We start from the raw sequence: 9,591 nt of genomic DNA, 5'->3' as shown, positions 1-9,591 counted from the left end.
GAGCAGGGGCTGCAGCGCGATAGCCAAACACGGCGTCCTCTGTCACCTTACCGTTATTACGGATAGCATTAATAAAATTGTTCATATGATCATAAGGGCCGCCCAGGTAGCCTTTCTCGGCGTCGTAAGTAATCTGCTCGGGTGGCAGCATCATTTTGCGGCCACTGGTAGCGTGCCCCATCTGTTTCATTTTTTCAATGTAAAACGGGTCGTTGTTATCAATTGATTTATTACGTTTTAAGGTTACGCTGTCCCAGGTAATATCCATGGATCCTTCGCTGCCCACCAGTTTAAGGTAAGTGGTGCCGCTGGTGCCGTCCACAAAGTTACACCTTAGCGACAGGTTGAAAGCCGGGTGCGCAGCTGCTTTGGCATAATCGAAGGTCCCTAATAATACGTCGGGCACTTCGCGGCCATCGTTCCAGTAACGCAACCCGCCAGAGGCATAGATCTTGTTTGGGCCCATTGAGCCGGTGATAAAATGCAGGCTGCTAAACAGGTGTACAAACAGGTCGCCCGCCATGCCGGTACCATAATCGGTATAATTTCTCCAGCGGAAAAACCTTTTTGAATCGAAAGGGCGTTTTGGCGCGTTGCTGATGTAAGTGTCCCAGTCAACCGTTTGAGTTGATGCATCATCGGGGATAGGGTACTGCCAAACCTCAACAGCGCCGCGGCGTGCCCAAAAACCTTCTGCATAGTTAAGGTCGCCAATAGCGCCGCTTTTCAGCAACTCGCGCGCCTTTTCGTTGCCTAATGATGATACACCCTGGCTGCCCACCTGGAAAACCTTACCGGTTTCCTGCTGTGCTTTGATAACCGCGGGGCCTTCCATTACGGAATGCACCATTGGCTTTTCGCAATACACATGCTTTCCGGCGCGCATAGCATCTACAGAAATCTGCTGGTGCCAGTGGTCGGGCGTTGCAATTACTACAGCGTCAATATCTTTACGGCTTAGTATTTCTTTATAATGCTTTGTGGTAAAAATATCGGCGCCCCATTTGGTTTTAGCGTCGCGCAAGCGGCCGTCATACAAATCGCAAACGGCAACCAGCTTAACGCCGGGCACCTGCAGGGCGGTGTTAATATCGCTGGTGCCCATGCCGCCGGCACCTATCAGGGCGATATTCACCTGGTCGTTTGGGCCAAAGTTGTGGTATTGTTGTTTTAAATAATAAAGGCTGCCCGGTTTATCAGCTGCAAATAAACTACTGCCGGCGGTAACAGCCGCTGCAGTGGTGGCCATTTTTTTGATAAAGCCCCTGCGTGATGCTTCGGAATTTTCTTTCATAATGAGGTATGATAAGAGGTGGTTTATATTGGTTGGTAACAAAGTGAAGGTATTGATTTATTTAGATTATAGGAGATATGTAACAGGCCAAAATAATCATTCAAATTATTAGCCATTTTAGGCTAATAAATAGTAAATTAGCTTTTTTAGGCTAATATTATTAAAATTAGCTAATTAATGCTAATTTTACTTGATGGTAACTAACCAATAATGAACGCAATACTTACAGCCGATATCGTAAAATCAACAGTAATGCCTCAAAAAGCATTTGAGGATCTAATAAATAAACTTAAGGCGTTTTTTATAAACGAACAGCAGGATTTTTTTAACGGCGACAGTTTTAGAGTGCTGATTGCCGACCCTAACGAAGCCTTGTTAAAATGTATTAAGAGCAGGTTAATAGCTATACAATATACCGTAAACGAGCAGATAGATATCCGGATAAGTATAAATATAGGCACGTTGAAAACTAAAAAAATCGATTTGAGGTCGAGTATGGATGATCTTTTAGTTACGTCGGGCAGGAGTTTTGCCAAATTACAAGATACTTCCAAACGTTTATTTATAACAGCGGACAATAAGGAGAAAGATTTTACATATAGCATTATCGCCGAATATACCGATAGCCTGATAGGACAGTTAACTGCAAAGCAGGCAAAGGTGCTTTTTGAGTTGCTGTCAGGAAAATCGCAGGTAGAAACCGCTGCCTTGCTCAAATTATCAACCGCAACAGTAAGTAAACAATTAAAGGCCGCCCGTTACGACGAACTGAAGAGCATGCTGGTTAAATTTGAAATATTAACAACCCAATTGAAAAATGGAAATTAGCATCATCTGGCTGGTGAAACTATTACTGGCACACTTTATAAGCGATTTTTGGTAGCAGCCTGCAACTTGGGTAAGTGATAGGGAAAACCGTAAAATAAAATCAAAATATCTTTATCTGCATATATTGGTAACGGGCCTCACTGCACTGCTGCTGCTTGGTTTTAGTTATTGGAAAGTTATTTTAATAATTACCTTACTGCATGGGCTTATAGATTTGGCAAAGGCCTATACATTAGCAACCCTGGTGAATTTTATGATTGACCAGGCCCTGCACATCCTTGTTATATTAGTGACCTGGGCCATTATTTTTAAAGAATACATGCCAGGCACACAACAAATAAACGATTTTTATACAACGGGCAATTTTTGGATATTTGCGGCAGGTATATTTTTCCTCACGTTTCCATCATCTATTATCATAGGTAAGGCCACCAGTTTTTGGAACGTGGCGCCTGGCCTTAAAAACGCCGGAAAATACATTGGCATAATTGAGCGCGTCATAATTTTTATACTGGTTTATCAGGGCCAGTATGAAGCTATCGGTTTGTTAGTAACCGGTAAAAGTATTTTGCGATATAATAGCACCCATGAGGAGGAAAAGACGGAATACCTGCTAATCGGCACCTTTTTAAGCATTTTTATTGCCTTTATAGTTGGTTTAACATTGAAATATGCCATGCACTGATAGCAAGAGATACCATTGGCAAGCCTTTAACCATTCTTCTTAAAACATCAACTCAATCAAAACCGCTATCTTTGCCGCAAACAGATGAGCAAAACAGTTACACCTTACCAAAACGAGCAGGCTACTAAAAAACAACAGGTGGCCGATATGTTCAACAACATATCTAAGACATACGATTTTTTGAATCACTTTATGTCGCTGGGAATCGATATTATCTGGCGCAAAATTGCCATTAACGAGCTCAAAGCCCATCAGCCAAAACTGATTCTGGATGTAGCCACCGGTACCGGCGATTTCGCTTTTGAAGCGCTGAAGATCCTGAAGCCTGAAAAGATCATCGGGGTGGATATATCACGTGGGATGCTGGACATAGCCGATCAAAAGATCGCTAAACGCCGCCTGTCTGATAAATTCGAGGTTAAGCTGGGCGACTCCGAAAAGCTGCCGTTCGAGGCGGATGTTTTTGATGCAGTGACTGTAGCTTATGGGGTGCGTAATTTCGAAAACCTTGAAAGCGGCCTTGCCGATATCCACCGCGTGCTAAAACCCGGCGGTAAAGCCGTAGTGCTGGAATTTTCAAAACCCAAAGTGTTCCCTGTAAAGCAGCTTTATAAATTCTACTTTAATTATGTTACGCCCGGCATTGGTAAGCTTTTTTCTAAAGATGCCCGTGCCTACAGCTACCTGCCGGAGTCTGTTGAAGCATTTCCTGATGGTAAAACCTTTACCGGCCTAATGGATAAAGCAGGGTTTAAGAATACCAAAAACAGGCCATTGGCGTTTGGTATCTGTTCGATATATACAGGTATTAAATGATCAAAACCCGGTACTTACTCGCCTTTGTGTTACTGATGTGCTGCCGCAGCTTTGTGTTTGCACAGCAATTAGTACCTGCGTGGGGTGGCGGTGCCGATGTTACCGACCTGAGTTTTGGGTTTAGTTTTGCCTATGTATGCAGCGATTTTAAGATAGTGAAGCAGCCTAACTGGCGCGACCCTTATTTTGATGCGGACAACAATGCCTATGTAACCGATCAGCTGAATGCCATTAGTTCGAAATCTTTGCCCGGGTTTGCAGTGGGTTTTTTAACCCGTTACCGGTTAACCGATCATTTAGAGGCGCGCATTACACCATCACTTGTATTCTCAGACAGATCGGTGCTTTATCAATACGTCAACTCTTCTCAGGATATCGAAAAACAGGTGCAAACCACAACGGTTGATTTTCCCCTTTCAATGAAACTAAAATCCGACAGGATTGGCAACATGCGTGCTTACCTTTTAGGCGGCATGAAATTCTCAAGTGCTATCGGCTCCAAAAAAGGATCGGACGTAAACGCCGGGGCACTGGATAAACTATTGAAAAACAAACGCACATACTCATCTTACGAGGCAGGTGTAGGGTTTGATATTTACTTTGAGTACTTTAAGCTATCCCCGGAAATTAAGGTAAGTAATTCTTTAGGCAATATCCTGGTTCAGGAAAATCACCCGTTTTCATCCCCAATCAGCAAACTGTCATTACATACCGTTACTTTCAGCTTGTTTTTTGAGTAGAACCATGATTTTTAGGATTTCACGGATTTTAAAAGATATAGTATGAACAGAACGAGTATCAATTTTAGTGCGGCCTTGTAACACACGGTTATCACTGTCATTGCTTAAGCACAAACTTTCGTAGGGTGTTACACAGCCGCGTGTTTTTTCTTTGGTTCTGTTTCTTTTTTGCGACAAAAAAGAAATGAACTTCCACTGATGCTCATACAGCAAACCCATTCCTAACGGAGTACTACATGCGACTTATCGTGATGAGATTGCCGCGCTATAGGTTCAATGACACGTTTTTTAGTTTTCCGTCATACCAATCCTATAATCATGAAAATCAAAACCCGCACAGTAATTATCCCATTATAAAAACATAATTTCGCTGCTGATAGTTATTCTACCTATGGCTAAAATTGCATTGATTACAGGGGCTACCGCCGGGATAGGCGAGGCCTGTGCACATACATTTGCCCGCGAGGGTTACAACCTTATCCTTACAGGCCGGCGCATGGAACGGCTGGAAACGCTTGCGCAACACCTGAATGACAGATACAACGTGGAAGTTGCGGTGTCTTCTTTTGATATCCGCAACCGCGATCAGGTGATAAGTAACCTGGAGGGCTTGCCTGCGGAATGGAAAAAGGTTGATGTGCTGGTGAATAACGCCGGCCTTAGCCAGGGACTCGACCCCATCGACAAAGGTGATTACGGCGACTGGGAAACCATGATAGATACCAACATAAAAGGTTTGCTTTACGCCAGCAAAATTGTAAGCAACTGGATGATAACCAACGGCGGCGGCCATATCATTAACCTGGGTTCGATAGCTGGTAAAGAGGTTTACCCTAACGGCAACGTTTACTGCGCCACCAAACATGCCGTTGATGCCTTGAACAAGGGCATGCGTGCAGACCTGCTGCAGCACGGTATCCGCGTTTCGGCAGTGCACCCGGGTGCCGTTGAAACCGAATTTTCTGAGGTGCGTTTTAAAGGAGATAAGGACCGGGCAAAAAAAGTTTATGAAGGCTTTGAGCCGCTGGTAGCGCAGGATGTTGCCGAAACCATCTGGTTTGTAGCCTCTCGCCCGGCACATATAAACATCAACGACCTGGTGATTATGCCAACCGCCCAGGCATCCGCTACAAATATTTTCAGAAAGTAATCAGTCGGCAAGTCGGAGAAGTCCGATAAGTCTGAAAGATAGAATAAGCATAAAAATACATAACATAATATCCGGACATATCAGACATCCGGACTAAACCACAAACTATGTCACTTATCGCACAAATAGACCAGGATATTAAACAAGCCATGCTGGCTAAACAGCCCGACCGTTTACGTGGGTTACGGGCCGTTAAATCGGCTTTGCTGCTTGCCAAAACCGAAAAGGGCGCCAGTGAAGACCTTACGCAGGAAGCCGAAATAAAAGTTTTGCAAAAGCTTATTAAGCAACGTAAGGAGTCTGCAGATATTTATAAAACGCAGGGCAGGGAAGACCTGTATGATATTGAGATGGCCGAGATGTATGTGATTGAACCGTATCTGCCGCAACAGATGACCCGGTTCGAGATAGAAGGGTACATACAGGAAGTTATCGGCAGGTTAGGGGTAACCTCGGTTAAAGATATGGGGCGGGTTATGGGTGTTGCCAATAAAGAACTGGCCGGCCGCGCCGATGGTAAAACCGTATCTGAAGTTGTAAAACAATTGTTAGGATAATTAATTGTTAATATTGTTGCAGCTGTAACCTAATCAACTAATTTTAGCCTAATTTTACAACTTTTCAGACTGATGTTTAAAACGGTCTGCTATATTTACACTAACCGATATTTATAACGTTCTGATATGGATCACGCCCTCAAAGAAGAAAAAGGTTTTAGTTACATCGAAGCGGGTGAAGGTGAAACGCTGTTACTTCTGCATGGTTTAATGGGTGCGCTTAGCAACTGGGAAGATGTTGTTAACGAGTTTAGCCCGCATTATCGTGTTATATTGCCCATATTGCCTATATATGATATGCCGCTGCTTACTACTGGTGTACGTTCACTGTCAAAGTTTCTTCACAAGTTTATTAAATTTAAAAAGCTGAGCAATGTAATTTTGCTGGGCAATTCCTTAGGCGGGCATGTTGGTTTGATATATGTATTAGCTCATCCGGGATATGTAAAGGCTCTGGTTTTGACTGGCAGCTCTGGTTTATATGAAAATGCGTTTGGCGGATCGTTCCCTAAGCGTGAAAGCATTGATTTTGTGCGCGAAAAGGTACAGTTTACTTTTTACGACCCGGCAATCGCTACTGACGAGCTGGTGAACGATGTTTTCCAGACCATAAATGACAGGCATAAGGTGATCCGCATCCTGGCTATGGCAAAATCAGCCATTCGCCATAATATGAATAAGGACCTGCGCAAAATAACTATGCCAGTTTGCCTGATATGGGGCCGTGACGATAAAATTACCCCGCCAGAAGTTGCTGTAGAATTTAATGAACTGCTGCCTAATTCAGAGCTGCACTGGATCGATAAGTGCGGGCACGCCCCAATGATGGAGCGGCCGGTGGAGTTTAACCAGTACCTGGGCGAATTTTTAAATAAAATAAAAAAATAAGATGCTTGCAATTGAACTGATAGCTGACGCGATACCGCCGGTACATACCTCTGATACGATACAGAAGGTGTTTGACCGTATGGCGGAGTTTCGGGTGAGCCATTTGCCAATTGTAAACGAAGAACAATTTTTAGGCTTACTCTCAGAGGACGACCTGATCGAAGAGGCTGATTACAGCGCTCCGGTAGGTTCGCTGGCCTTATCGCTGGTAAATCCCTACGTGCTGGAGGATCAGCATATATATGATGTTATCCGCCTGTTTTACGAGCGCCAGCTAAGTGTTGTGCCGGTGCTAAACGCAAAAAAAGATTACCTCGGGCTGGTTTCAATCAATGCCATGAACGAGTATTTTGCCAAACTGACTTCAGTATCAAATCCGGGTGGTATCATCGTATTAGAGGTTGATAACAAGAACAACTCGCTTGCGCACATGTCGCAGGTGGTCGAGTCGGACAATGCGCAGATCCTTAGCTCATATGTTCGCAGCTTCCCCGATTCAACCAAGCTGGAGGTAACGCTTAAGGTGAACAAGCAGGATATCTCTAACATCCTGGCTACGTTTATGCGGTACAACTACGATGTTAAGGCCACCTTTAACTTCACCGATCAAAATGATAACTCAATGGACCGTTTCGATTCGTTCATGAATTATTTGAATTTATAATACAGAGAGGCTTACGGTAGCAAACCCTTATTTTTTCGCTACGATCTTCATATGAAATTCAATGTCGTCCGAAACAGTTTGATCAGCTAAATTATCATAAAACTTTCCTGATCGGTAACGGATCCCCCATTTTGTCCGGTCGATGATCAATTTTCCACTCGCATTTACAACTCCGTTCGTTATTCCCATTTTTACCGGAAAAGTAACCGGGTGGGTAACACCTTTAATGGTCAGATCACCGTTAACTGTAGTATGGCCCCGTAATGATTCGATCCCGGTAATTACGATTGTAGCAATAGGGAATTTTCCTACATCAAAATAATCAGGCGATTTTAAGTGTTTTACAGGCGTGTTTTTACTCGTCTTGTCTTTGTACGCAATTGAATTCATGTCTATTACAGCTTTACCACCCGTCAACCGGGCGTTTTCGATCATTAATTCTCCTTTTGAAATATACACGTACCCTACGTGTTCTTCGTCAATATCAAATAACATTGACCCTTTCCATGTTATCACGCTTTCAGCTGTATCTATCATATATTTTTGGCCTCTGGCTAATGCACTTGTCAATTCGTGTTTTTCGTTTTTCTGCTTTGCCGGTCTACCGCAACCGAAGAATAAGGAAACGATAATTAACAGGATGTAAGTGATGGATAGCTTGTTGTTCATGATACAGAAATGATATGGGTTAATAATAATTGACAAATGATTTAAGGCACTAATACGCTTTATCGCTGATCTTCTTTTCTTCTGAAATCCGTGATGGTCTTACCATCATACCGGTACACGCCGTTCATCGATCCAAACCAGATACTGCCGTCATTAGCTTCCAGGATGCCGCAAAGCATTTTGTTGATCGACATGATTCCCGTTACAGCGGGAGTTTTATCTAACCGGGGTTTTTGATCATAACGGGAAAGTGTCCAAAGCCCAACCCCATTGGGATTTGCCGGACCGGTGGTCCAGAGGTTTCCCTTTTTATCTTCGATGATAGCAGCGGTACCACGCTTATTAATTTTGGTAAAGGTGCGGCCATTATACAGCCAAAGACCGGCCGTAACAATCAACGTATCGCCTTTTTTATCTTCGATGATGGTTGCACCGAACCAGATATTTCCCTGTCTGTCTTCGGTTATTCCCCAAACGTTGTTAAAGGCTTTACCATCTTTATTCCTGAACACGGTAAACGTTTTGCCGTCATAAAAACAAGCTTCGCCGCTTGTGCCAAACCAAAGTTTCCCGGTTTTATCTTCCAGGATGGTATGGATGCGATTGTTGGGAAGCCCTTCTTTCGTAGTGAAATTGCGGAAAGACCGCCCGTCGTAACGGCTTGCCCCGCCCCCGGTGCCGAACCAGATATTGCCGGCCCTGTCTTCATAAATATCGATGACCGAATTATTGGCCAATCCCTCACGGTTGGTGAAATGTTGAAAGGTTTTCCCGTTGTAACGATAGACGCCTGAATCGGTCGTGGCGAACCAAAGGTTTCCGCGTCTGTCTTCCAGCACATCCCAGTATCTGCGCGAACCAATTTTACTGCTGAGATTGGTAAACGATTTTCCGTCGTACCGAAAAACACCGGCAAAGGATGCCGCGATCAGAATGGTGCCATTGCGGCCTTGTTTTACATTACGCACCATCCTGTTAGGCCCGTAGGCAGCGACCGTATCTTTGATCTGGTAATTGATATGATCCTGATGTGGTACAGTTTGATTTTGCGCGCAGGAAGTGCAAAAAGCAAGCACCAGGAACAAAGCATATAGGTGGATGTATTTCATCATTTATTTAATATTGGGGACGGCAGTCCGGTTGGTTGATGCAGCGAAAGTACCTGGATAAGTTTCGGCGCGGGGCATTTGGATTGTAAATAAAAATGTAAACTTTGTAAATAAAATGTTGACATATGCGTGATAGCCGAAACATCCTGCACCGCAAAGGCAAGTACCACTTTGGAGCAATCCTGCTTTTG

Annotated in this window: 11 protein-coding genes and 1 pseudogene; 8 read left to right on the top strand and 4 right to left on the bottom strand. The window is 43.8% G+C overall.

The features are described from left to right. A partial coding sequence (locus ACE5CV_RS19600; RefSeq protein ID WP_374951899.1) for a Gfo/Idh/MocA family protein occupies positions 1-1,294 on the bottom strand: 1,294 nt, incomplete at its 3' end. 210 nt (positions 1,295-1,504) lie between these two features. On the opposite strand from ACE5CV_RS19600, the gene ACE5CV_RS19595 reads away from it, so the two are divergent. The 8 genes and pseudogenes from ACE5CV_RS19595 (at position 1,505) to ACE5CV_RS19560 (ending at position 7,622) form a co-directional block, all read left to right on the top strand. Next, positions 1,505-2,122 (top strand): helix-turn-helix transcriptional regulator, encoded by a 618-nt coding sequence (locus ACE5CV_RS19595; protein WP_374951898.1) that lies wholly within the window; start codon positions 1,505-1,507, stop codon positions 2,120-2,122. A 67-nt stretch (positions 2,123-2,189) separates the two neighbouring features. Next, positions 2,190-2,807, top strand: a pseudogene (locus ACE5CV_RS19590) (DUF3307 domain-containing protein); the annotation flags it as partial. Between the two features lie 84 nt (positions 2,808-2,891). Next, positions 2,892-3,623 carry a bifunctional demethylmenaquinone methyltransferase/2-methoxy-6-polyprenyl-1,4-benzoquinol methylase UbiE gene (gene ubiE, locus ACE5CV_RS19585; RefSeq protein WP_374951897.1) on the top strand — a complete coding sequence of 244 codons (732 nt, stop codon included), beginning with the start codon at positions 2,892-2,894 and terminating at the stop codon, positions 3,621-3,623. After that, a complete protein-coding gene (locus tag ACE5CV_RS19580) occupies positions 3,620-4,363 on the top strand; it encodes an outer membrane beta-barrel protein (RefSeq protein WP_374951896.1) in 744 nt (247 codons plus the stop codon). Before ubiE ends, ACE5CV_RS19580 begins: the two co-directional genes overlap by 4 nt. A gap of 391 nt (positions 4,364-4,754) precedes the next feature. Beyond that, positions 4,755-5,513, top strand: coding sequence for an SDR family NAD(P)-dependent oxidoreductase (locus ACE5CV_RS19575; protein ID WP_374951895.1), 759 nt, complete (start codon positions 4,755-4,757; stop codon positions 5,511-5,513). Positions 5,514-5,620: 107 nt separating this feature from the next. Beyond that, positions 5,621-6,070: a GatB/YqeY domain-containing protein gene (locus tag ACE5CV_RS19570; RefSeq protein ID WP_374951894.1), complete on the top strand. Its 450-nt coding sequence runs from the start codon at positions 5,621-5,623 to the stop codon at positions 6,068-6,070. A 126-nt stretch (positions 6,071-6,196) separates the two neighbouring features. After that, complete coding sequence (locus ACE5CV_RS19565; protein WP_374951893.1) at positions 6,197-6,958, top strand: alpha/beta fold hydrolase; 762 nt, start codon at positions 6,197-6,199, stop codon at positions 6,956-6,958. Position 6,959: 1 nt separating this feature from the next. Further along, positions 6,960-7,622: a CBS domain-containing protein gene (locus ACE5CV_RS19560; RefSeq protein WP_374951892.1), complete on the top strand. Its 663-nt coding sequence runs from the start codon at positions 6,960-6,962 to the stop codon at positions 7,620-7,622. Between the two features lie 27 nt (positions 7,623-7,649). Here ACE5CV_RS19560 and ACE5CV_RS19555 read toward each other — a convergent pair whose 3' ends face one another. The 3 genes from ACE5CV_RS19555 to ACE5CV_RS19545 all read right to left on the bottom strand — a co-directional run. Continuing rightward, positions 7,650-8,291, bottom strand: a complete 642-nt coding sequence (locus tag ACE5CV_RS19555; protein WP_374951891.1) for a YceI family protein — start codon at positions 8,289-8,291, stop codon at positions 7,650-7,652. A 59-nt stretch (positions 8,292-8,350) separates the two neighbouring features. Next, positions 8,351-9,403 carry a two-component regulator propeller domain-containing protein gene (locus ACE5CV_RS19550; RefSeq protein ID WP_374951890.1) on the bottom strand — a complete coding sequence of 351 codons (1,053 nt, stop codon included), beginning with the start codon at positions 9,401-9,403 and terminating at the stop codon, positions 8,351-8,353. Next, on the bottom strand, positions 9,400-9,591 hold a 192-nt coding region (locus ACE5CV_RS19545), incomplete at its 5' end, for a hypothetical protein (protein WP_374951889.1). The genes ACE5CV_RS19550 and ACE5CV_RS19545, both read right to left, overlap by 4 nt.

This window comes from Mucilaginibacter sp. (assembly GCF_964263795.1).
GTDB lineage: Bacteria > Bacteroidota > Bacteroidia > Sphingobacteriales > Sphingobacteriaceae > Mucilaginibacter.
This window is presented reverse-complemented; position numbering and strand designations above follow the sequence as displayed.

Excerpts from the sequence above, each read along its gene's own strand:
- ACE5CV_RS19560 (WP_374951892.1), top strand. The coding sequence starts at position 6,960 with ATGCTTGCAATTGAACTGATAGCTGACGCGATACCGCCGGTACATACC.
- ACE5CV_RS19555 (WP_374951891.1), bottom strand. The coding sequence starts at position 8,291 with ATGAACAACAAGCTATCCATCACTTACATCCTGTTAATTATCGTTTCC.
- ACE5CV_RS19580 (WP_374951896.1), top strand. The coding sequence starts at position 3,620 with ATGATCAAAACCCGGTACTTACTCGCCTTTGTGTTACTGATGTGCTGC.
- ubiE (WP_374951897.1), top strand. The coding sequence starts at position 2,892 with ATGAGCAAAACAGTTACACCTTACCAAAACGAGCAGGCTACTAAAAAA.
- ACE5CV_RS19550 (WP_374951890.1), bottom strand. The coding sequence starts at position 9,403 with ATGATGAAATACATCCACCTATATGCTTTGTTCCTGGTGCTTGCTTTT.
- ACE5CV_RS19565 (WP_374951893.1), top strand. The coding sequence starts at position 6,197 with ATGGATCACGCCCTCAAAGAAGAAAAAGGTTTTAGTTACATCGAAGCG.
- ACE5CV_RS19575 (WP_374951895.1), top strand. The coding sequence starts at position 4,755 with ATGGCTAAAATTGCATTGATTACAGGGGCTACCGCCGGGATAGGCGAG.
- ACE5CV_RS19595 (WP_374951898.1), top strand. The coding sequence starts at position 1,505 with ATGAACGCAATACTTACAGCCGATATCGTAAAATCAACAGTAATGCCT.
- ACE5CV_RS19570 (WP_374951894.1), top strand. The coding sequence starts at position 5,621 with ATGTCACTTATCGCACAAATAGACCAGGATATTAAACAAGCCATGCTG.